Origin of the sequence: Glutamicibacter sp. HZAU, assembly GCF_004100365.1 — a bacterium.
Classification (GTDB): Bacteria; Actinomycetota; Actinomycetes; order Actinomycetales; family Micrococcaceae; genus Glutamicibacter; species Glutamicibacter nicotianae.
Genome location: NZ_SCKZ01000006.1, coordinates 60141 through 81118 on the forward strand (window position 1 = coordinate 60141; position 20978 = coordinate 81118).

18 protein-coding genes and 4 riboswitches are annotated in these 20978 nt (G+C 61.8%); of the genes, 4 read left to right on the forward strand and 14 right to left on the reverse strand.

Translation table 11 applies throughout. The features are described 5' to 3' along the window. The 12 genes from EKH49_RS10000 to EKH49_RS10055 all read right to left on the reverse strand — a co-directional run bounded on the left by EKH49_RS10000 (position 1) and on the right by EKH49_RS10055 (position 12295). Positions 1-324 carry a putative quinol monooxygenase gene (locus EKH49_RS10000; RefSeq protein ID WP_038991945.1) on the reverse strand — a complete coding sequence of 108 codons (324 nt, stop codon included), beginning with the start codon at positions 322-324 and terminating at the stop codon, positions 1-3. 4 nt (positions 325-328) lie between these two features. Further along, on the reverse strand, positions 329-748 hold the full coding sequence (locus EKH49_RS10005) for an MmcQ/YjbR family DNA-binding protein (RefSeq protein ID WP_066143674.1): 420 nt from the start codon (positions 746-748) through the stop codon (positions 329-331). Positions 749-758: 10 nt separating this feature from the next. Next, positions 759-1175, reverse strand: a complete 417-nt coding sequence (locus EKH49_RS10010) for a CoA-binding protein (protein WP_128470733.1) — start codon at positions 1173-1175, stop codon at positions 759-761. Positions 1176-1278: 103 nt separating this feature from the next. Next, positions 1279-2697, reverse strand: coding sequence for an NtaA/DmoA family FMN-dependent monooxygenase (locus tag EKH49_RS10015; protein ID WP_128470734.1), 1419 nt, complete (start codon positions 2695-2697; stop codon positions 1279-1281). Positions 2698-2699: 2 nt separating this feature from the next. Continuing rightward, positions 2700-3941 carry an acyl-CoA dehydrogenase family protein gene (locus tag EKH49_RS10020; RefSeq protein ID WP_128470735.1) on the reverse strand — a complete coding sequence of 414 codons (1242 nt, stop codon included), beginning with the start codon at positions 3939-3941 and terminating at the stop codon, positions 2700-2702. Between the two features lie 38 nt (positions 3942-3979). After that, positions 3980-5602 carry an ABC transporter ATP-binding protein gene (locus EKH49_RS10025; protein WP_128470736.1) on the reverse strand — a complete coding sequence of 541 codons (1623 nt, stop codon included), beginning with the start codon at positions 5600-5602 and terminating at the stop codon, positions 3980-3982. A 28-nt stretch (positions 5603-5630) separates the two neighbouring features. Beyond that, complete coding sequence (locus EKH49_RS10030) at positions 5631-6518, reverse strand: ABC transporter permease (RefSeq protein WP_128470737.1); 888 nt, start codon at positions 6516-6518, stop codon at positions 5631-5633. A 14-nt stretch (positions 6519-6532) separates the two neighbouring features. Next, positions 6533-7489 carry an ABC transporter permease gene (locus EKH49_RS10035; RefSeq protein WP_013347654.1) on the reverse strand — a complete coding sequence of 319 codons (957 nt, stop codon included), beginning with the start codon at positions 7487-7489 and terminating at the stop codon, positions 6533-6535. Between the two features lie 11 nt (positions 7490-7500). Further along, positions 7501-9132, reverse strand: coding sequence for an ABC transporter substrate-binding protein (locus EKH49_RS10040; RefSeq protein WP_236641118.1), 1632 nt, complete (start codon positions 9130-9132; stop codon positions 7501-7503). A 124-nt stretch (positions 9133-9256) separates the two neighbouring features. After that, a riboswitch (SAM riboswitch) is annotated at positions 9257-9348 on the reverse strand. A gap of 294 nt (positions 9349-9642) precedes the next feature. Continuing rightward, a complete protein-coding gene (locus tag EKH49_RS10045) occupies positions 9643-10554 on the reverse strand; it encodes a MetQ/NlpA family ABC transporter substrate-binding protein (RefSeq protein WP_128470739.1) in 912 nt (303 codons plus the stop codon). Between the two features lie 29 nt (positions 10555-10583). After that, positions 10584-11279, reverse strand: a complete 696-nt coding sequence (locus tag EKH49_RS10050; RefSeq protein ID WP_013347651.1) for a methionine ABC transporter permease — start codon at positions 11277-11279, stop codon at positions 10584-10586. Continuing rightward, complete coding sequence (locus EKH49_RS10055) at positions 11276-12295, reverse strand: methionine ABC transporter ATP-binding protein (RefSeq protein ID WP_128470740.1); 1020 nt, start codon at positions 12293-12295, stop codon at positions 11276-11278. The genes EKH49_RS10050 and EKH49_RS10055 overlap by 4 nt, the downstream gene beginning before the upstream one ends. Positions 12296-12389: 94 nt before the next feature. Further along, positions 12390-12481, reverse strand: a riboswitch (SAM riboswitch). A gap of 306 nt (positions 12482-12787) precedes the next feature. On the opposite strand from EKH49_RS10055, the gene EKH49_RS10060 reads away from it, so the two are divergent. Together EKH49_RS10060 and ggt are read left to right on the forward strand one after the other, a co-directional pair. Beyond that, positions 12788-13651 (forward strand): SDR family oxidoreductase, encoded by an 864-nt coding sequence (locus EKH49_RS10060; protein WP_128470741.1) that lies wholly within the window; start codon positions 12788-12790, stop codon positions 13649-13651. 216 nt (positions 13652-13867) lie between these two features. Further along, positions 13868-15691 carry a gamma-glutamyltransferase gene (ggt, locus tag EKH49_RS10065; RefSeq protein WP_128470742.1) on the forward strand — a complete coding sequence of 608 codons (1824 nt, stop codon included), beginning with the start codon at positions 13868-13870 and terminating at the stop codon, positions 15689-15691. A gap of 84 nt (positions 15692-15775) precedes the next feature. Here the strand turns inward: ggt and EKH49_RS10070 are convergent, their stop codons facing one another. Together EKH49_RS10070 and EKH49_RS10075 are read right to left on the reverse strand one after the other, a co-directional pair. After that, positions 15776-17179, reverse strand: a complete 1404-nt coding sequence (locus tag EKH49_RS10070; protein ID WP_128470743.1) for an LLM class flavin-dependent oxidoreductase — start codon at positions 17177-17179, stop codon at positions 15776-15778. A gap of 58 nt (positions 17180-17237) precedes the next feature. Then, positions 17238-18569 carry an acyl-CoA dehydrogenase family protein gene (locus EKH49_RS10075; protein WP_128470744.1) on the reverse strand — a complete coding sequence of 444 codons (1332 nt, stop codon included), beginning with the start codon at positions 18567-18569 and terminating at the stop codon, positions 17238-17240. A gap of 15 nt (positions 18570-18584) precedes the next feature. Then, positions 18585-18676: riboswitch (SAM riboswitch) on the reverse strand. Positions 18677-18943: 267 nt separating this feature from the next. Continuing rightward, a riboswitch (SAM riboswitch) is annotated at positions 18944-19046 on the forward strand. Positions 19047-19051: 5 nt separating this feature from the next. Here EKH49_RS10075 and EKH49_RS10080 point away from each other — a divergent pair. Together EKH49_RS10080 and EKH49_RS10085 are read left to right on the forward strand one after the other, a co-directional pair. Continuing rightward, on the forward strand, positions 19052-19867 hold the full coding sequence (locus EKH49_RS10080; protein WP_038992052.1) for an ABC transporter ATP-binding protein: 816 nt from the start codon (positions 19052-19054) through the stop codon (positions 19865-19867). 84 nt (positions 19868-19951) lie between these two features. Continuing rightward, a complete protein-coding gene (locus tag EKH49_RS10085) occupies positions 19952-20974 on the forward strand; it encodes an aliphatic sulfonate ABC transporter substrate-binding protein (RefSeq protein ID WP_128470745.1) in 1023 nt (340 codons plus the stop codon). Positions 20975-20978 lie beyond the last annotated feature (4 nt).

Sequence of the window (20978 nt, forward strand, 5' to 3'; positions counted from 1 at the left end):
TTAATCGATGACCAATTCGCCCATGGAATCCCAGCCCTCGCCGTCCACCTTGCGGGAGACGATCTTCGGGGTGGAGACCAGGTGTGGCCGCATGGATTCAAGACCTGCAGCGAAGTGCGCCGAGTTCACATGTGCCGCAGCGGCCTCGTCATCACGGAAGGCCTCGACCAGCACGAATTCGTTGGGGTCTTCGACACTCACGGACCAGTCGAAGAAGATGTTGCCTTCCTCGGCGCGGGTAGCCGCGGTGAATTCAGCGACCTGATCCATGAAGGTCGGGGTTGATTCTGGCTTTACCTGGTATTTAACAACGATGAAGTACATGCCTCTAGTCTATGCTCCCCTTGTTAATTGTGCCTTGCAGGCGGATGTATTCTTTGTCCCTCCGGGGCATGCCGTCGACCACCAGATCATAGGAATCCTCGATGAGTTCACGCATCAGGTTCGGGTCGAGTCCAGCACGCACGGAATTCCAGTGCTTCTTGTTCATGTGATAGCCCGGGGTGATCTGCGGATGCTCGCTGCGTTGCTGGTCAGCAAGGGCAGGCTCGCATTTCAGGTTCAGCACCAATTCACCATTCAGGTGCATGATCAGCCCGAACATCTTGCCTTTGCCAGGATCCCTGCCCGCCACCTTGAATACGGTGCTCTCAGGGCCAAAAGGATAATCGGCATAAGCGCACGGCATGCTCAGGCACAGCTGCGCCCACGCATTTTCCAGTTCATCTTGAGCAGCTGATATTGCCATCAATTCCTCGCTATCGGAATGGGTACTCAATCTTAGGGCAGGTATCCATCACCACGTCCAATCCCGCGTCCTTGGCCCGCAGGGCAGCGGCTTCGTCGATCACGCCGAGCTGCAGCCACACCGCTTTGGCTCCCACGGCGATCGCCTGGTCAATGATGTCCCCCACCTTGGAGGAGTTCACGAAGCAATCCACCACATCGATGGGTTCCGGGATATCAGCAAGCTTCGTGAATCCCGGTTCGCCCATCACGGTTTCTCCGCTCAATGACACAGGAAAAATCTTCATCGACAGCTCGTCGCGCAGGAACCGTGCGATGGAAGGAGCCACGCGAGCGGGATTATTGGTCAGGCCGACAACGGCCCAGCGCCCCGGTGTGCTCAACAGCCTGCGGATCGTCTCTGGATCATTTACGTGATGGGTGTCCATGCACGACACCCTACCGCGTTGCCGGCGATTCAGCTTCCGGGCATCAAAGAAAGACCAGTGGCCCGGACCCATCCATGCCACTGGTCTTTCAAGCTTGCGGAATTCAGTGCTGCAGCTGCGCTGCTTTCTGGGTGGATGCTGCGCTGTTCTGCGTGAACGCTCCGCGGTATTGGGCCGCCGGATGATTTTCCGGAAGCTTGTCCCCGCGGCCGAACACCTTCTGCCGCAGGCTCCCCGGCGTGTACTCGGTTTGTGCCAGGCCGCGGCGACGCAGCTCCGGAAGGACGCCTTCGATGAAGTTGTCATAGGATCCGGGCAGTACGTGGTTCATGATGTTCAACCCATCAATCCCCGCGTCCTGCCATTGTTCCAGCTCATCAACGATCTGTTCCGGAGTGCCGACGATCTGCTGAGCCTTGGCGCGATAGTGCGCCAGGTCGCGAAGGGTTGGGTTGCGTCCCGGGGTCGAGGCCAGCGCCGCTTCCAGCACGCCTTGGGCGCCTTCGGTCTTCACATCCCCCAGCGGGGTATCCAAATCCAGTCCACCCAGATCCACTCCGATGCCTCCGCCGATGTGGGCGATGATGGCGTGCGGATCCAGGTACTGGTCGTATTCAGCTTCAAGGGCCTTGGCTTCAGCTTCCGTGGAACCGACCACGAAGGACAGTCCGGCGAAGACCTTGATGTCTTCGCGGGTGCGGCCGGCGGCCTGCAGGTTGCTGGTCAACTGCGCATTCTTCTTCGCCACATACTGCGGGTGCGGGGCAAACAGGAACGTCGCTTCCGCATGCGTCGCGGCGAACTGCGAGCCTCGTGGCGAGGAGCCTGCCTGGAATAGGAATGGGGTGCGTTGCGCGCTGGGCAAAGCCAGATGCGGGCCATCGATGGAGTACAGCTTGCCACGATGGTTGATCTTGTTGACCCGTGCAGGGTCGGCGTAGATGCCCGACTCCTTGTCGGCCAGCAGCGCGTCGTCCTCCCAGGACCCTTCCCACAGCTTGTAGGCCGATTCCACATATTCCTCGGCCCAGGCGTAGCGGTCATCGTGCGCGACCAGGCTCGCCCCGCCGAAGTTGCGGTGCGAGTTCTCGAGCACGCTGGTGACGATGTTCCACGCCACGCGGCCTCGCGAGAGATGGTCCAGCGTGGACAGCTGGCGGGCAAACTGGAACGGGTGCGCCTGGATGACCGAGCTGGTCATCGCCAGGCCAATGTCCTTGGTGGTTGCGGCCAGCGCGGAGAGCAGCACCAGCGGGTCGTGGCTGGGCACCTGCAGCCCTTTGCGCACGTGGGAGGCCCAGCCGCCTTCGTGGTCGCCGTAGAGGCCCACCACGTCGGCGAAGAATAGGCTGTCGAACTTGGCATCTTCCAGTTTCTTGGCCAGCTCCACCCAAAGCTCCAGCTCGTTGAACTTGTGCTGCTGCGCCTCGGGGTGGCGCCACATGCCGCCGAGGATGTGGCTTGAGGTGTTCATGAGGAAGGCCGACAGCAGGAAGCGCGGCCGGGATTCGAAGGTTCCCATGGCTACTTGGCTCCCTTGGCTTCGCCGATCGAGTGCAGACCCGTCGGGATGGTTCCGTTGATGAAGTAGTCGCCGACCGAGCGCGCCTTGAAGGCCACCGGATTGTGGGTGGCGACGGTGCGCGCGTTGCGCCAGAAACGGTCCAGCGACTTCGAGGTGGATACCGCCGAGGCGCCGGTGACGTCGAAGAGTTCGCTGGTGGCATCCAAGACCAGCTTCGGTGCGGCCACGTGCGCCTGTTGCACGGCGAGCTCGGCGCGCAGGAAGGCTTCCTCCGCGTTCAAGCCGAGGCTCTCATCCAGTGCTGCGTCAAGGTCGCGGGCCGCCGACACCACAATTGATTCTGCGGCGAATACGTTCGAGGCAAGGCGTCCTACGAGCTCCTGGATCTGCGGGTCGTCCTTGAACAGCGCGCCGGAGCCGGTGTTGAAGGTACGGGTGCGGGTCGCCACGATGCGGGCGGCTTCGTTGCGGGCTGCTTTGCCGATGCCAACCAGTACCGAGAGCAGGCAGAGCTGGAAGAACGCCGGCTCCAGGGTGGAAGCCACCTTGCGCTGGATGATGTTCTGCTCGTCCACCGCGACGTCGGTGAAGATCGCGGTGCCGGTGCCGGTCAGCGGCTGGCCGAAGCCGTCCCAGTCGTCCAGGATTTCGACGCCTTTGGCGTGGCGTTCGACTACCGCGTACTGCCGCCCCTCAACGCCGTCGGTAGTGGCCATGACGACAACCCAGTCCGCGAAGATCGATCCGGTGGTGTAGTACTTCTCGCCGCGCAGCACCCACCCGGCGTCCGTCTTGACGAGCTTGGTGTTGGTGCTGCCCAGGGCGTTGCCGCCGCGCTCGGTGGCGGCATTGCCGAAGATTTCCCCCGCAAGCACCCGCGGGAACCAGCGGTCCTGGAACTCCTGAGGCTGCAGGGCAATGGTTTCCACGAACGAGAAGTGGCTGCGCAGCAAGTGGGCTACGTTGGAGTCGGCTGCCGCCAGCTCGATAAGCAGGCGGAACAGGTGCTCATGGCTAATCGGCGAGCCACCGTGGCTGGCTGGCACGCGCAAGGTGGTGAATCCTGCGTCCTTGAGCCACTGCACCTGCTCGAAAGGCAGGATGCGCTGCTGTTCGCGTTCGGTAGCGCCCTGCGCGATACGGGCAAATACCTGGCTGAAGTGTGCCAAAAGTTCTTGGTAAGCGGCTTCGGTGTGCTGCTGAGCGGAAGGACGGAATGTTGCCAAGGCTTCAGTGCTCATGGATGCTCCTTGTAGATTTTGGAATTGGTGTGAAATGGCTAGGCGATACGCGTATCGGCCAATTCGCGAAGTACCTTGCCGGGATTCGCCGCAAGCAGGGTCCTGGTGTACTCATGCTGGGGATTGGAATAGATTTCATCGACGGTTCCCGATTCCACAATTTGCCCACGGCACATCACGCCTACGCGGTGGCTGATCCGTTCCACCACATGCAGATCATGGGAAATGAACAGGTAGGTCAGTTGTTCTTCGCGCTGCAGCTGGTCGAGCAACTCAAGTATTTGTTCCTGGGTGAGTACATCAAGTGCGCTCAATGCTTCATCGAGGACGAGAATTTTGGCACCGCTTGCCAGAGCCCGGGCAATGGCGACGCGTTGGCGTTGTCCCCCGGAAAGCTCTCCTGGGCGTCTTCCGACCAGCTGTTCTGGCAGGTTCACCTGATCCATCAACTGCGCTACTCGCTGGGCACGCCAAGCGGAATCACCCAGACGGTAGTTGACCATTGGTTCAGCGATGATCGAGCCGATCGACTGTCGAGGGTCCAGAGCAGAGTCGGGGTTCTGATAGACCAGTTGCGCGTCCCTCCACAGGTCATAGCGCTGCTTGCCGCTGATGTTGGCAACTTCTCTGCCGTTGACCAGCACCGATCCTTCGGTGGCTGGATGCATTCCCATGATGATTTTTGCTGTTGTGGATTTTCCGGAACCGGATTCGCCTACCAGCGAGAACGTGGTGCCTCGCTGCACTTCGAAACTGACGTCGGAAAGAACCTGGTGCTCGTTGCGGCCTTTGCCGAAGACCTTGCCGAGTCCCTCCACTGTGATCGCGATGTCGTCTGAGGTTGAAGGTTGTTGCCTGTCCTGATGCGCATAGGCCTGGTCGAGCAGTGCCTTGGTGTAAGGTTCAGTGCTCTGTGCAACCAGCGCCGGAACGCTGCGATCTTCGAGGAGCCTCCCCGAATTCATGACCAGTACCCGGTCTGCGATGTCAGTCGCAACAGCCAGATCGTGAGTTACGAAGAGTACAGTGGTTCCCTTCTTCCGAGCCAGCGAAACGAAAACTTCCAAAACTGTGCGCTGGACGGTGACGTCCAAGGCGCTGGTGGGTTCATCCGCAATGAGCAGTTGAGGATTCAACGCGAAGGCGATGGCAATCAATACACGTTGCTTCAGCCCGCCAGAAAGCTCGTGCGGAAATTGATCCAGCCGGCTTTCCGCCCGGTCGATGCCAACGCTCTGCATCAGTTCGATTGCCTTAGAGCGCCACTGGGCCTTTGGAACTGAGCGTGACGGATGCAAACGGAATACTTCGATGATCTGGGAGCCAATGGTCTTCACGGGATCCAGCGAGGCGCCCGGATCCTGCGGGACTAAGCCGATTCCGGCACCACGAATGGCACGCCAGTCGGACAAAGAAAGATTGGTGACTTCAGTACCGCCGAAACGCACGCTTCCTTGGACCTCCGTCCCCTGTGGCAATAGGCCAATCAGGGTCTTGGTCAGCGTTGATTTGCCCGAGCCGGATTCACCGACAATGGCAACGATTTGTCCCGCTGGAATTTCCAAGTTGATGCTGTCAGCAGCTACGGTGCCTTGGGCATACTGGACTGTTAAGTCCTCTATGCGGATCACCGCAGAAGAAGCGTTGCTGGTTGCGTTCATGGTCTTGTCCGTTCATCGAAGTGTAGAGCTAGAAGCGGAATGCCTTGTTGATGGCACGTCCCAGTACGGCTGTCAGCATGACCGCCGACACGATGACCAATCCCGGCAATGTCGTCAGCCACCAAGCCACCGAAAGGTACTGGCGGCCTTCGGAAATCAGCAGTCCCCATTCAGGGGTTGGCGGTGGCGACCCGAAGCCGAGGAACCCTAAACCGGAGATCGCAAGAATTGCAGCACCCAGATCCACAGCTAGCAAGGACAGCACCGGACCGACGATATGCGGGATGATGTGCCGACGCAGCACCGTGAAGTACTTCCCGCCACTCATTAACGCTGCCTGCACGAAATCTCGAGAGCGGACCCTCAGCACCTCTGTGCGCACGAGGCGTGCGAATGCAGCGATCGAGGCGATGCCTACACCCAGGCCCAAGGACAGCGGTCCAGGTTCAGTCGCGGTGACCAGAATCAGCGCAATGAGGAAGGCCGGAACTGCCAGGACAATATCGACAAATCGCATTGCCACGGTATCTGCGAAACGTCCAGCAGTGCCCGCCAGCAGACCGAGGATCGACCCGACAACGCTTCCAACCAAGCACGCCAGGCCCGCGGTCAGCAGCGTCTGGCGCGTTCCGTAGACAACTCGGCTGTAGATGTCACGCCCCAGATGGTCGGTTCCAAACAGGTGTTCCGCGGATGGCGCTAGCAGCTTGTCAGCCGGCACACCAGTAATCGGGTCGTGGCCCGTAAAGAGCGATGGAAGAAAAGCCCACGCCACAAATACGGCCAGCGGAATGAGAACCCACCAGGCGGCAAACCAGCGTGCTGCTGGATTTCCTATTTTGGTTGCAGGCTTGGTTGAAGCTAGCGGCTGGTCTGCTGTGTCCACCGATCCAACGTGTTCGGTTATGAGACTCATTAGTCCTACTTTCCTTACGCAACAAGCGAGCGGGTTGCGCCGCTTGTTGACGTGACGATGCGTGGATCGAGCTGCGGGTGGATGAGATCAACGAGCAAGTTGACTGCGGTGAAAACGACTGCGGTCAGCAGCACCAATCCCTGGACCAGTGGAATGTCCTGCGCCGTCACTGACTGCAAGATCAGCTGGCCTAATCCCGCGCGGGAAAACACGGTCTCGGTGATGACGGAACCAGCGAGCAAGGCACCGATGGTGATACCGGCAATGGATAGCGCGGCCGGGGCCGCGTTCTTCAAGGTGTGCCGGTAGAAGATCCATGCTTCGCTTGCGCCTTTGGCGCGCAAAACTTCAATAAACGGTTGCCTATTCACTTCCTGCACGCTCTTGATCAGGACCTGGGCAATCGGAGCGCTCAGGTGCACGGCCAGCACGAAGATTGGCACCGCCAACGACATGAACGATCCATCCGGGAACAGCGACATCACGCCGAGCTGCACGGCCAACAGCTGCAAGAGCAGCAGCCCCAACCAGAAAACAGGTATCGAAACCATCAAAGGTGGCAGGTTCAGCAGCGCCTTGCGCAACTTCCCGCCTCTGGCTAGGCTCGCAGCCGAGGCGATGATCAGGGCGAATACCACTGAAAGAACGAATGCACTGCCAGCCAGAATCAAGGTTGATCCAGCGACTTCCCCGATGCGCGTTGCCACTTCCGAACCATTGGATAACGAATATCCAAGATCCCCGCGAAGCAGCCCGAGCAACTGCGAGAAGTACTGCACGAAGAGCGGCTGGTCGTATCCGTAGTATGCCTTCATCTGGGCAATGGTGGCCGGATCCGCCGCCGAGTCAGTGCTCAGGAAGATCGTGACCGGGTCATTCGGCAAGGATTGCACGGCAATGAAAACCGCTGTGTAGGCAAGCCAGATGACCAGAAGCGCCTGTCCCAGTCGTTTTACGATGTAAGTGCCCATGGATTTGGTTCCTAGCCTTCGCTCTTCCAAGCACCTTGGAAGATGGGCGCGGTACCGGAAGTGAACTCGACGTTCGCCGAGCTATTGGCGCCATAGACCTGGACTTCGTCCCAAAGAACCAGCGTCAGGGCCTTGTCCAGCACCAGGGCACGCTGTTCTTCTTCGACCAGCTTCAGGTGTTCCTCATCGGTGGCCGCCGACTGCTCTTTGGTGAAAAGCTTGTTCAGTTCAGGATCAGCGCGAAGGGTCTGGTTGTTGTTCGCAGGTGCATAGACCGGGCCCAGTCCGCCGTACGCAAACTGGCGAGTTCCGAAGAACTCCACCTTGTCGTCGACAAGTGCGTTGGTCAGGAAAGTATTGTCCGCCGCGCGGTTGATCAGCTGGACGCCGATCTCGCGCCATTGCTGCTCAATCAGTTCGAACGCTGGCTTGATGACTACGGAGTTATTGGAGGTGGAAACCGTGACTTCCAGCTTCTTCCCGTCCTTCTCCCGAATGCCATCTGCGCCCGGCTTCCATCCGGCCTCGTCCAATAACTGCTTGGCCTTTTCCGGGTTATAAGCCAATTCTGCTGACAGGTCTACAAACCCTGGTGCCTTGTGGTTGAGGATCGATCCCGAAATGACATAGCTATCCGAGAGAACGGTGTCTTTGATGGCCTGGCGGTCGATTGCAACCTGCAGTGCCTGGCGGACTTTGACGTCTTCCAGCTTTCCCGAGCCAATGCGCACGGCCGCGTGGTTGGTGGTCAGGTCCACCCCTTCGGCGGCATAAACCTTGCCGCCGCTGGAGGCCAGCACCTGTTCGTCTACCGGCTGCAATCCTCGGACGAGATCCACCTGCCCGGACTGGGCGGCGCCGGCACGGCTAGCGACCTCTGGAAGGTACTTGATAACCAGGGTATCCAGGTAGGCATCGCCCTGGTTCGGGGCAGTTTCTGGCGCCCAGGCGTAGTCATCCCGGCTGCTGAAAACGACTTCTTCATCAGGCTTTTCCGATTCGAAGACGAATGGGCCGGAACCAACTATCTTGGAGATCGAAGACTGCGCGGCATTGTCCAGTTCAAGGGTCTTCGGGGACACCAAACCAGCAGTTACGGAGGAAGTCGACCTGAGGAAATTGGCATCTGGTCGCTTGAGCGTTACTTTGACCTTGTTGCCCCCTACGACTTCTGCCGACTTATAGGCGGCAAAATCAACGTTTGGCGCAATCTGGGCAGACTTGATTCCCTTTCCAAGGGCGTCCAGGTTCAGCTTCACAGCCTCAGCATCCAGCTTGGAGCCGTCTGAGAAAGTGACACCGTCGCGAATGGTGAAAGTGAACTCCGTCTGGTCCTCATTGGCTTCGAACTCGCTGGCGATCCAGCCAACCAGTTTGCCGGCTTCCACGTCATAGTAGGTCAGGCGATCAAGCACTGAGTTCAGAACATTCGCCTTCTCATAGAAGCGTGCTGCCTGAGTCTGCCAATTGTTGATAGGGGTGACTTCAGCGAAGGTGAAGGTGCCTCCTTCAACCGGCGTCCCTGGATCGGCTACCGCCTGCGCTGCGCCCGTCTTATTGGCGTTGCCGCCGCACGCGGTGAGCGATAAGCCCAGAACGGCAAGAATCGCAGTGGTCTTCAGTCCAAAATGTGCTGTACGCATGATTTCAAATGTCCTCTCGGTTGGTGACCCGAGGATTACGCCTAGATTCCCTGTACGTTCTGCCATGATTCGTGGGACTACTCTTGGCGAGTTTCTCCCGGCAGACTGTCGTGAAAATTAGCAATCTCCATCGGTCCTGGCCTTAGCACCGCTCCCGTTCACGGGTGGTTGCTGCGACTTCAACGAGCCAGGTCTCTCGGTCGCTCTGGATGGGGTGTCCGGCTGTACCGGCCGAACAATTCAAGTCTGCAACCCGTGAATTCAGCAGACAAGCGTTACGTAAGACAGGGGTCATGAAGTCACACAACGCATTCTGAAATGCCCGATGTTCGTCATATTGGGCGTAATTCTCTGTCACAAGTCCAAGGATTAAGCACCTTGACAGGAAATCCTTGACGCTGCTGGCCTCGGCGGAGATAATGCGTCATCAGGAGCGTGAAGCGGCCCGGCTCCTGTCGGTGCCGGGCCGCTTCGCGAACGCCGATCCGTGCGGCGCAATGGGGGTTGCCGTCAGGAACCGGAGACCGGGGTGAGCACTCCCTGGACCAGCGGATCCTCGGTCGTGGCCAGGTACTCCTGCAGCCGCGGATCGGAGAATGCTTCCACCAGCTTCTGCGCATCGGCGCTCTTGGCATACTCCGCGCCCATGATCAGGCGGGAGGCAAAGGTCTTGGGCGGCTCGGGGAACAAGATCCCCTGGTCGCGGTCGACCTTGCCCGCATCGAACTGGGAGACGTAGCCGATCGCCACGCCGACGTCGTCAAGCATGCGCGGCATCGCCAGCAGGTCGGCTTCCTTGAGCTCGAAGCCCCGGGGGTTATCAACCACATCGGAGATCTTCGCGGTGCGCGGTTCGATGTCCGGGTCCAGGCCGAGCAGGCCCTCGCGTTGCAGCAGCCACAGCGCCTGGCCCTGGTTGGCCACGTCGTTGGGCAGCAGCAGCGAGGCGCCGCGCGGGATGTCCTCGACCGATTCGTAATGGTTCGAGTAGAGCCCGAAACCCCACTGGAAGAGCTCCACCGTGGGTTCCAGCTCGACTCCGGCAGCCTCGGCGGACTGCTCCATGTACCACTGGTGCTCGAAAATGGTGGCATCGAATTGGCCGCTGGCCACCGCCTGGTTGGCCTGGATCGGATCCTGCAGCCCGACCTTCTCGATTTCGATGCCGTAGTCAGGCGCGATCTGGCGCGCCACGAAATCCAGGATCTTCTCCTCCCCGGCCATGGCCGGTTCGAAGTGGACCGTGAACTTCGTCTGGCTTCCGGCGGCCGAGGCGGCGGCAGGGGCGGAGCGCTGCTGGCCCAGCAGCACGCCGAGGATGAGGGCGGCCACGGCCGCGAGGGCGGCGATGGTCCAGGGAAGGGCATTGCGGTTCTTGCGCAGCGTGAAGCCGTGGTCGTGCCCGGTGTGCGGTGTAGTCATGGTCTCGCTCGTTCGTTCGTCGATGGTGTTCAGGGACGCGCCAGGGCGCGGGCGATGCGGTCGCCGAGGAATTGGACAATTTGCACGGTCAGGATCAGCACCACGATGGTCGCCAGCATGACGTTCATGTCGAAGCGCTGGTAGCCGTAGGTCACGGCGAGATAGCCGATGCCCCCGGCTCCAATGGTCCCGGCGATGGCCGAATACTCGATCATCGAGATGGTGTTCAGCGTGATGGCCGAAGCCAGGGCCGGCAGCGCCTCGCGGATCTGCGTGGTGCCGATGATCTGCGCGGCCGAACCGCCGGTGACCAGCCCTACGGCCAGGTTGTGCCTCGGCAGGTCGTTCAGCGCGTTCTGCACCAGCCGGGCGAAGAACGGGATGCCGGCAATGGTCATGGGCACGGCGGCCGCGGCAATGCCGATGGTGGTGCCGGTGACCCATTTGGTGAAGGGGATGATCGCTGCCATCAGCACCAGGAACGGCAGGGAGCGCCCCATGTTGGCAATCCAGCTGAGCACCGCATGCAAGCGCGCCCGCGGGAAGAGCCCCTGCCGATCGGTGTTGTACAGCGCGATGCCCATCAGCCCTCCGAGGCTGATGACCAGGGCCATGACGATTCCGACCATGGCCCAGGTCTGGCCGTAGGCCGGCAGCATCAACGCGGGCAATTGCTGCCATGGAGTGTCGGTGCCCACGGCTGCGCTTTCAAATGGGATTCTCATGCGTTGGCCTCCACCAATTCGTGATTGTTGCGGGCCAGGCTGCCCGGGTCGGCCTGCAGGCCCCACCCGTCCAGCAACCGGAGCAGGTCCTGAGGGGTCGCGCCCCGCACGCCCAAGCGCACTCGGCCCAAGGTCCCCTCATGGTGCGCCTCGACGGCGCCGCCAAGCAGGGCCACCGCGATCCCGTGCTCGATGCCCAGACGGGAGATCCAGCCGGGATCGACCCGGTCCTTGCGGTAGGCCACCGTCACGGCATAGTCGAAGCCTGCCGGCAGTTCCTCGGACCGCAGCGGCAGCAGCTTCTCCCCGGTCGCCGAGCCAGGCGAGGCCACCAGCTCATGCAGGGCTCCGTGCTCGGCAATGCGCCCGCCGGCCAGCTGGGCGACCTCGTCGGCCACATGCCGCACCACATCCATCTCATGGGTGATCAGGATGATGGACAGGCCCAGGTCGCTGCGCAGCGAATCCAGCAGCCCCAGCACCTGGTGCGTGGATTCGGGATCCAGGCCCGAGGTGGCTTCGTCGGAGAGCAGCAGCCGCGGCCGCAGGGCCAGGGCCCGGGCGATGCCGACGCGTTGCCGCTGGCCGCCGGAGAGCTGCCCGGGATAGGCGTCCGCCTTCTCCAGCAGCCCGACCCGGTCCAGGAGCTGGGCCACCCGCTGTTGCATTTCGTGGTGGACCACCCCGAGGTTCCGCAGCGGAAGTGCCACGTTCTCGGCGACGCTCAGCCGGCTCAGCAGGGCCGAGTTCTGGAAGATCGTGCCGATGGCGCGGCGTTCAGCGCGCAGCGCCCTGCCAGAGAGCGCACCGAGATCCTTGCCGTCAACGAGGATCTGCCCGCTGCTGGGCTTCTCCAGCAGCGAGATGCAATGGGACAGGGTCGATTTGCCGGCCCCGGAAGGGCCGACCACTGCCGTGATCGAGCCTTCCGGCACCGACAGGTCGATCCCCTTGAGCACTTCGATGCGCCCCTGCGCGGTGTCATAGTGCTTGTGCAGATCCTTGATCTCGATCATGTGCTGCGTGCTCCTTGGCTGTTGCACCGTGAAGGACTGCCTTGGGCCGAGGTTGAGCCGGCTCGTAGCCAGGCGTGGCCCGGTGGCAGCCACTGCTCCATCGGTCCTGGCGGTAGCACCGTCCCGCGGTTCGGGTGGTTGCTGCGACGTCAACGAGCCAGGTCTCTCGGTCGCTCTGGATGGGTTGCCCGGCCTTGGCGGCCAGGTGTTCCCAGTCTGCGTTCCCTGTCCGAACAGAGCCAAGAGTTGCGCAACACTGCGACATCACGTCATTTCCGATCCGGCACTGCGGGCCGTCGGCGTCATCTTCGGCGTCATGATTCGTCTCATTGCCGTTCATATGACCTTCCAAGTCGGAAGTGCTCCGGCGGATTTGCGCTCAGCCGGGGGCCTTCTCCGGCAACCGCCGGCAATTGGTGCCCCGGCCCGGCATCGGGAATACGCGCTGCTGGCCTACGGTTGGAATCACCGAATGCCTTGGAAAGGAATGCCATGAAGATTGCCGTGACCGGAGCCACCGGACAGCTGGGAAAACTCGTCATCGATGCACTGCTGGAGCGCGGGGCCGATCCCGCGCAGCTGGTGGCCATCGGCCGTTCGGAGGAAAAGCTGGCCCCGCTGGCAGGCAAGGGCTTGGAAACCCGCGTTGCCGATTACAACGTCCAGCCAGATCTGGTTTCTGCGCTTGAAGGCGTCGACAAGCTGCTGCTGATCTCCTCCAGCGAAGTGGGCCAGCGCGTTGCCCAGCATGAGAACATCATCAACGCCGCCAAGCAGGTGGACGTCTCGCTGATCGCCTACACGTCCATTGCCAACGCGATGACCGGCGGCATGGAGCTCGCCGAGGAGCACATCGCCACCGAGCGATTGCTGGCCGGATCCGGCATCGGGTACGTGCTGCTGCGCAACGGCTGGTACATCGAGAACTACACCGACCAGCTCATGGGCTACCTCAATAGCGGCGTAATCCTCGGTGCCGCGGGCGAGGGCAAGATCAGCGCTGCCGCCCGGGCCGATTTCGCGGAGGCAGCCGCCGCGGTGCTGCTGTCCGATGAAGAGCAGAACGGCAAGATCTACGAGTTGGGCAGCGACAAGCCATTCACCCTCAACCAGCTTGCTGGCGCTGTCGGCGCCGCCGCTGGCCAGGACGTCGCCTATCAGGAAGTGGATCCCGAGCAGCTGGAAAAGATCTACGCTGATGCCGGAGTCCCAGGACCCTTCGCGCACATCCTCGTCGATACCGACGTGCGCATTCGCGAAGGAGCACTGGAGGTCAGCACCGGTGATCTGGCCAAGCTGATCGGCCGCGCTCCAGCGTCCTTGGGCAAGGTCATCAAGGACAACCTGGACAAGTAGCACCGATCATCGAGGGTCCAGCGGGCAGGCACTCGCGGCAGTCGTTGCCGCGGTGCATGCCCTGCAGCATTTAAGCTTCATAACCGCGAATATTCGCGCGACAAGGAGGAATTTTAACGCCCAGATAGATTGTGCTGCGTGTCACAAGCTCGCTGGGAGAGCCCGCTCCCGTAAATTTGCGCATACTTCATCCCCACCTGAAGAGGAGATCAGAGTATGCCACGAGCACGTTTGAGGCCAGTTGCCTGCGCTGCAGCCATCGCCTTGGGCCTGGGAGCTTTCTCGGCTGTCCCGGCGAGCGCGGATCCACGCCACACCGAAAAAGTCCCGACGGCCATCGGAACCGGAGGCGCGGTGTCTTCGGTGGACCCGGAGGCCACCGCCGCCGGCATCGAAGTCCTGCGCAAGGGAGGCAACGCCGTGGATGCGGCTGTGGCCACCGCGGCGGCGCTGGGCGTCACCGAACCCTACAGCGCAGGCATTGGCGGTGGCGGATACTTCCTCTACTACGATGCACAGTCGGGAAAGGTCAGCACGATCGATGGTCGCGAAACCGCCCCGGCAGGCATGGCCAAAGATGCATTCATCGATCCTGAAACCGGCGAGCCGTACAACTTCACCCCGGAACTGGTTACCAGCGGCGTGGCAGTCGGCGTGCCCGGAACCTTGGCCACATGGCAACGCGCCCTGGACAATTGGGGTTCGCAGAACCTGAAGCAGGTCCTGCGGCCGGCAACCAAAATCGCTTCCCGCGGCTTTGCCATTGATGAGACGTTCCGCGAGCAGACCTTGGACAACAAGGAACGGTTCGCCGCGTTTCCTGCCACGAGCGAATTGTTCTTGCCCGGCGGGGATGCTCCCCAGGTCGGGACCATCTTCAGGAATCCGGATCTGGCGGACACCTACCGGATGCTGGCCAAGCAAGGCCTCGACGGGTTCTATGCGGGAGACTTGGCCGCCGAGATCGCCCAGACGGTGCAGGCACCGCCAAAGAGCGCAGATACCGGCCTCCCGGTTCCCGCGGGGCAGCTGTCCACCGCCGATCTGGCCGGCTACGAAGTGGTTGAGCAGGAACCCACGCAAGTGGATTACCGGGGCTACGATGTCTTCTGCATGGCTCCATCTTCCAGCGGAGGAACCACCATCGGCGAATCGCTGAACATCCTGGGCCAGTTCGACGTGGCGGCCATGGACGAAGCCGATGCGTTGCACCATTATTTCGAGGCAACTGCTCTTGCCTACGCTGATCGCGGCAAGTTCGTCGGCGACCCGGCTTTCGCCGATGTTCCGACCCAGACCCTGACCGACAAGCTGTTCGGTGCGGATCGGGCGTGCGCCATCAATCCGGACCAGGCCGCGGCCAAGCCGGTCGCTCCCGGCGATATCGAGAACTATGATGGCCAGTGCCCGGCTGCCACCAGCGAGCCGGTTGAAGAGCGGGACACGGAAAACATCTCCACCACCCACCTGTCGGTGGTGGATCGCTGGGGCAACGTCGTTTCCTACACGTTGACCATCGAGCAGACCGGCGGCTCGGGCATGGTGGTTCCCGGCCGCGGATTCCTGCTGAACAATGAGCTGACCGATTTTTCCACGGTCTATGATCCGCAGGATCCGAACCGCATCGAGCCGGGCAAGCGCCCGCGCTCCTCGATGGCGCCCACCATTGTCCTGCAGGAGGGCGAACCGGTGCTGGCCATCGGTTCCCCGGGCGGTTCAACCATCATCACCACGGTGCTGCAGACCCTCGTGAACCGCATCGACTTGGGCATGAGCATCAGCGAAGCCATCGCCGCGCCGCGGGCATCTCAGCGCAATACGGCCGCGGTCACCGCCGAACCCGAGTTCATCGAAACCTATGGTCCTGCGCTTGAGGCCTTTGGCCACAAGCTCACGCCGGCTGGCGATTCCTTCACCCCGCAGGCTGAAATCGGCGCCGTCGAAGCCGTGGAGATCGCGGCCGATGGCACGCTCACGGCAGCGGCCGAGCCCACCAGGCGCGGCGGCGGTTCGGCCATGGTGCTGGAGCCGATCAAGTAGGCACGCAGTGAAAACGGCGGCCTGCGGCAACATTCTTGCGAAGTTGCCGCAGGCCGCCGCCGATTGCGCTATCTAGCCGGATGCTCAGGCCTGCGCGGCCATCCGGTTGACGATCTTGTACTTGGCTGCACGGTGGGTGTCCTTCACCCGGTCGCCGGCGCCGAACAGCTTGTTGCGCAACGTGCCCTCGGTGTACTCGGTCTTGTAGACCCCGCGGGCCTGCAGCTCGGGAACCACGTACTCGACGATGTCCTCGAAGGTGCCAGGGGTGACAGCATAGGCGAGGTTGAAGCCGTCCACGTCGGTGTATTCCACCCAGTCGATGAGCTTCTCGGCAACCTCGGCACCCGAGCCGACGGAGACCGGGCCGAAGCCGCCCACGCCGATCCATTCGGCCAGCTGGCGGATGGTCCATGGCTTTCCGGTATCGCCGCTGGCCTTCTTAAAGGTTTCCACCGAGGACTGGATGGCGTTGGACTTCACGTCATCGCCAATGACATCGTCCGGTCCGTAGACAGACATGTCGATGCCGGTCCAGCCCGACAGCAGCGCCAGCGAGCCCTCGGTATCCACGTAGGAACGGTAGTCCTCGAACTTCGCCTGGGCCAGTTCCGAGGTTTCGGCGGTGATGATGGTCTGCATGGCGAAGACCTTGATGTCGTAGCGGCCGCGGCCAGCCGCTTCAGCGGCATCGCGGATCTTGGTGACAGCTTCCTTGAGCAGTTCGCGGGTTGGGCAGGTGACGAAGATGGCTTCGGCGTTCGACGCGGCGAATTCGGTGCCGCGCTTGGAGGCGCCGGCCTGGTAGATCACCGGGGTGCGCTGCTTCGACGGCTCGGTGATGGCGATGCCCGGGACCTTGAAGTACTTGCCTTCGTGCTCAATCGGGTGCACCTTGGCCGGATCGGTGTAGATGCCGGTTTCCTTGTTGTTCTGCACCGCGTCGTCTTCCCACGAGCCTTCGAGCAGCTTGTAGACCACTTCGAGGTACTCATCGGCGTGGTTGTAGCGCTCGTCGTGCTCCATCTGGTCTTCCTGGCCCATATTGCGGGCAGCCGATGGCAGGTACCCGGTGACCACGTTCCAGCCGACGCGGCCGTTGGTCAGGTGGTCCAGGGTGGCCAGGCGGCGGGCGAAGGCGTACGGGTGCTCATAGGCGGTACCCGCGGTGACGCCGAAGCCGAGGTTCTCGGTCACGGCGGCCATGGCCGAGACCAGCATCATCGGGTCGTTGACCGGCGCCTGGGCGCCGGAGGTCAGCGGGGTGATGTTGTTGCCCTTGTACACGTCGTAGGTGCCCAGCACATCGGCGAGGAACAGGCCGTCGAACTTGCCCTTCTCCAGCACCTTGGCCAGGTGCGTCCAGTAGCCCAGGGTGTTGTAGGTCGAGGCCTTGTCCTCCGGGTGGCGCCACAGGCCTGGCGACTGGTGCACCACGCAGTTCATGTCGAATGCGTTGAATAGGATCTCGCGCTTGTTCTCGCTCATGCCTTTGCCCCCATTAGGTCGATATTCATGGAAAGTTCCTGGTTTGCGTCGCGGGCTCTCAGGCCCGCTGGGTCGAATCTTCGCCGGTGACGGACAGCCGCTGCGGCTGGACGCCGTTGATCTCGTAGTCCCCGACGATGCGCGCCTTGTAGATCGCCGGGTTGTGCGTGGCGATGGTGCGCGCATTGCGCCAGTGCCGGTCAAGGTTGCAGCCGCTTCTCGTGGACGAGGCCCCCAGCCCGTCGAAGAGCTTGCTCGTTACGCCGATGGCCAGCGGCTGCACCACGGTTTGCGCACGGTTGGCTGCCAGCTCGCAGACCGCGTAGCGTTCCTCGTCGTTCAGTCCCGGATCGCCCAGGGCCGCTTCGACTTCGAGTACCGCGCCGATCACCACCGAGTCGGCGGCGAAGGATTCCGCGGACACCTCCCCCACCAGCTGCAGGACCTGGGGTTCCTGGTATACCGGCACCCCGGTTCCGGTGGTGAAGATGCGGGTGCGTGCCTGCACCGCGCTGCGCAGGTCGTTCAGCGCGGCGCGGGCGATGCCTGCCTGCACGGACATGAGCACCAGCTGGAAGATCGCCGCTTCGGAGTCATTGCGCTGCTGCGGCATGAAGCAGTCCACCGGGACCTGATGGAATTCGGTGGTGCCGGTTCCGGTCAGGCCCTGGCCGAATCCGTCCCAGTCATCGAGGATCTTGACGCCGCTGCGCTGGGTGGACACCACCGCGATCTGGCGTCCGGCAAGCTCAGGGTGGGCCACCGCAACAGTGGTCCAGTCGGCAAAGATGGTGCCGGTGCAGTAGTACTTCTCGCCGTCGACTACCCAGCGCCCGTCCACGAAGCTGGCCTTCGTATTCAAGGTGCCCAGGGCGTTGCCGCCGCGCTCGGTGTAGGCGTTGCCGACAATCTGCCCGGCGGCGATGCGGGCCACCCACTTCTTGCGCAGCGCCTCGTCTTCCAGTGCCAGCACATTCTCGACAAAAGCGATATGCGCGCGCCACAGCTGGCCTACATGGGAGTCGGCCTCGGAGAGCTCGATGAGCAGGCGGAAGACATCCACCAGCCGCGCACCGTAGCCGCCGTCGGCCACGGGAAGGCGCAGCGCGCCGAAGCGCTCGCGGTTCAGCAGGCCTACCTGCTCGAAGGGAAGCACGCGGTTCAGGTCGCGGTCCTTGGCGGTCGCGGCGATCTGGGCGAAGACCGGGCGGAAGATTTCGGCCAGCCGGTCGTACTGCTCATCCGCACCGGGACCGGGAGTGATCTTCAGCAGCTGCCGCGTGGGCAGCTGCTCCTCGAACTCGTCCAGTTCCAGAGCGCTGGCTTGCGAAGGATCACTGAGCTGGTTGAAGTCCAGCCCTGGGGCATTCGGTGATTCGCCAATAGGCATCAGGGTTCTCAATTCTTTCCATCGGTCCTGGCAGTAGCACCGTCCCGCTCTTCGGGTGGTTGCTGCGGCGTCGTGGAGCCAGATCTCTCAGCCGCTCTGGATGGGTCGTGATTCATTTGTAACGGTAATAATCCGGCGCTTCCAAGCCGCGAAGTCATATTTCGCCTCAGATTTGGAAGGGCCTATGCTCAAATCCCACAGCCTAATCCCCGTCCCATCGAAGATGAGTTGCAAGGATTGGCATGCTGTCGATCAAACCGGTCCTAGGTAAAATAAATAACGAAATTTCTGGGCAATGTGACGCAGGTGTCGAAGATTTTTTCATGTTACGCAAGATTTGCGTCCAAATCGTTCGACTCGCTGTAATAGAGGGGTAACCATCCCGAGCGGCCGAGAGATCTGGCTCTTTGACGCCGCAGCAACCACCTTCGGAGCTCTGGCTCCGCAGGCCGGTGCTACCGCCAGGACCGATGGAGATTGATATGGCTCTTACCATTGCAGCGCCCGAGGCAACTTCAACCACCTCAACCGCACTGGACGTCCAATTCAGCAACGTGTCGCGGACCTTCACCACAAAGAAGGAAAGCCGCACCGTGCTGGCCGACATCAACTTGCACATTCCAGCCGGCCAAGTCCTCGCGATCCTAGGCGCCAGCGGCTGCGGAAAATCCACGCTGCTGCGTTCGGTCTCCGGGTTGGACCACCCCTCCACCGGTGACATCCGCACAGGCACCCACGAGGTCAACGGCATCAACGAGCTATGCGCCGTTGCTTTCCAGGAACCACGGCTGCTGCCGTGGCGATCGGTGCGCGAGAACATTGCGCTGGGTCTGGCCCCAGGAACCGAGAAGGCCTCTGGCGACGCGCTGATTGATGAGCTGATCGAGCTGACCGGGCTGAGCCATGCAGCCAGCCTGCGCCCGCGGGAGATTTCCGGCGGCATGGCCCAGCGTGTTTCGCTGGCTCGCGCGCTGGCCCGCCGCCCGGGCGTATTGCTTCTCGATGAGCCCTTCGGCGCACTCGATGCCCTGACCCGCCTGAAGATGCAGGATTTGCTGCTCTCAATTCACGCATCATTCCCCACCACGGTACTCATGGTGACCCATGACGTGGACGAGGCTTTGACCTTGGCTGACCGCGTTATCGTCTTGGGACGCAGCACCGGGAACGGCGCGGCTGGTGTCATCGAAGACCTAGCGATCTCCGCCGGGCAACCGCGCCGGCACACGGACGAGAAGTTCGTTGCCGATCGCCTGCACCTGCTGCGCCTGCTCGGCGTCGACCCAACCAACCATTAATCCAGGGAACGCATTGGATCCTCGGCGATCCTTGCTCTTTGCCCTATCGTCCATCCGCTTGCACGCATAATTCTAGGATTCTCCATGCTCTTGAACCGCTTCTCCCGCCGCACCGCTCTGTCCGCCGCCGCTTTGCTCATGGGCGCAGTTGCCCTGACCGGCTGCGCTGGCGAAAACGCTACTGCCGACTCCGGTGATCAGACCTTGTCCATCGACTTTGCCACGTACAACCCGCTGAGCCTGGTGCTCAAGGAAAAGGGGTGGCTGGATGCGGCCGCCAAGGAACAGGGCGTTGACGTCGAGTGGATCCAGTCCGCAGGTTCCAACAAGGCCAATGAGGCGCTTCGCGCCGGTGCGATTGACGTCGGTTCCACCGCCGGTTCCGCAGCGTTGCTGAACCGTTCCAACGGTGCACCAATCAAGACCGTCGCCCTGTACTCCCAGCCGGAATGGGCAGCCCTGGTAGTGGACAAGGATTCAAAGATCGAATCCGTTGAAGACCTGGCAGGGAAGACCGTGGCCGCCACCAAGGGCACCGATCCATACTTCTTCCTGCTCCAGGCTCTGGACACCGCGGGACTGAGCGAAGACGACATCAAGCTGCAGAACCTGCAGCATGCCGATGGCCGCACCGCACTGGTCAACGGTTCGGTCGATGCCTGGAGCGGACTGGATCCAATCATGGCAGCCGCCGAAGAAGACGGCGCGCAGCTGGTTTACCGGAACCTGGACTTCAACACCTACGGTGCGCTGAACGCTCGCGAAGACTTCATCAAGCAGAGCCCCGAACTGGCCCAGCTCGTGGTCGACGCCTATGAGAAGGCTCGCGGCTGGGCGGCCGAAAACCCTGGGGAAACCGCTGAGATCCTGGCCGACGTTGCAGGGCTCGAACCAGAAGTTGCCAAGACCGTGATCGAGGAACGCTCCAATCTGGACGTTCCGGCGGTTCCCGACGCCAAATTCACCGGAGTGCTGAGCAACATTGGCCCCACCCTGGTCGCCAGCGGCGATGTTTCCAAGCAGGAATCCGTAGATGAAGCACTAGCAACCCTCGTTGACGACCAGTTTGCCCTCAAGGCAGATGCAACGAAGATCTCCGGAGAGTAAACAG

Bases quoted from the DNA above. Each gene is read 5' to 3' on its own strand.
- EKH49_RS10000 (WP_038991945.1), bottom strand. From the start codon at position 324: ATGTACTTCATCGTTGTTAAATACCAGGTAAAGCCAGAATCAACCCCG.
- EKH49_RS10005 (WP_066143674.1), bottom strand. From the start codon at position 748: ATGGCAATATCAGCTGCTCAAGATGAACTGGAAAATGCGTGGGCGCAG.
- EKH49_RS10010 (WP_128470733.1), bottom strand. From the start codon at position 1,175: ATGGACACCCATCACGTAAATGATCCAGAGACGATCCGCAGGCTGTTG.
- EKH49_RS10015 (WP_128470734.1), bottom strand. From the start codon at position 2,697: ATGGGAACCTTCGAATCCCGGCCGCGCTTCCTGCTGTCGGCCTTCCTC.
- EKH49_RS10020 (WP_128470735.1), bottom strand. From the start codon at position 3,941: ATGAGCACTGAAGCCTTGGCAACATTCCGTCCTTCCGCTCAGCAGCAC.
- EKH49_RS10025 (WP_128470736.1), bottom strand. From the start codon at position 5,602: ATGAACGCAACCAGCAACGCTTCTTCTGCGGTGATCCGCATAGAGGAC.
- EKH49_RS10030 (WP_128470737.1), bottom strand. From the start codon at position 6,518: ATGAGTCTCATAACCGAACACGTTGGATCGGTGGACACAGCAGACCAG.
- EKH49_RS10035 (WP_013347654.1), bottom strand. From the start codon at position 7,489: ATGGGCACTTACATCGTAAAACGACTGGGACAGGCGCTTCTGGTCATC.
- EKH49_RS10040 (WP_236641118.1), bottom strand. From the start codon at position 9,132: ATGCGTACAGCACATTTTGGACTGAAGACCACTGCGATTCTTGCCGTT.
- EKH49_RS10045 (WP_128470739.1), bottom strand. From the start codon at position 10,554: ATGACTACACCGCACACCGGGCACGACCACGGCTTCACGCTGCGCAAG.
- EKH49_RS10050 (WP_013347651.1), bottom strand. From the start codon at position 11,279: ATGAGAATCCCATTTGAAAGCGCAGCCGTGGGCACCGACACTCCATGG.
- EKH49_RS10055 (WP_128470740.1), bottom strand. From the start codon at position 12,295: ATGATCGAGATCAAGGATCTGCACAAGCACTATGACACCGCGCAGGGG.
- EKH49_RS10060 (WP_128470741.1), top strand. From the start codon at position 12,788: ATGAAGATTGCCGTGACCGGAGCCACCGGACAGCTGGGAAAACTCGTC.
- ggt (WP_128470742.1), top strand. From the start codon at position 13,868: ATGCCACGAGCACGTTTGAGGCCAGTTGCCTGCGCTGCAGCCATCGCC.
- EKH49_RS10070 (WP_128470743.1), bottom strand. From the start codon at position 17,179: ATGAGCGAGAACAAGCGCGAGATCCTATTCAACGCATTCGACATGAAC.
- EKH49_RS10075 (WP_128470744.1), bottom strand. From the start codon at position 18,569: ATGCCTATTGGCGAATCACCGAATGCCCCAGGGCTGGACTTCAACCAG.
- EKH49_RS10080 (WP_038992052.1), top strand. From the start codon at position 19,052: ATGGCTCTTACCATTGCAGCGCCCGAGGCAACTTCAACCACCTCAACC.
- EKH49_RS10085 (WP_128470745.1), top strand. From the start codon at position 19,952: ATGCTCTTGAACCGCTTCTCCCGCCGCACCGCTCTGTCCGCCGCCGCT.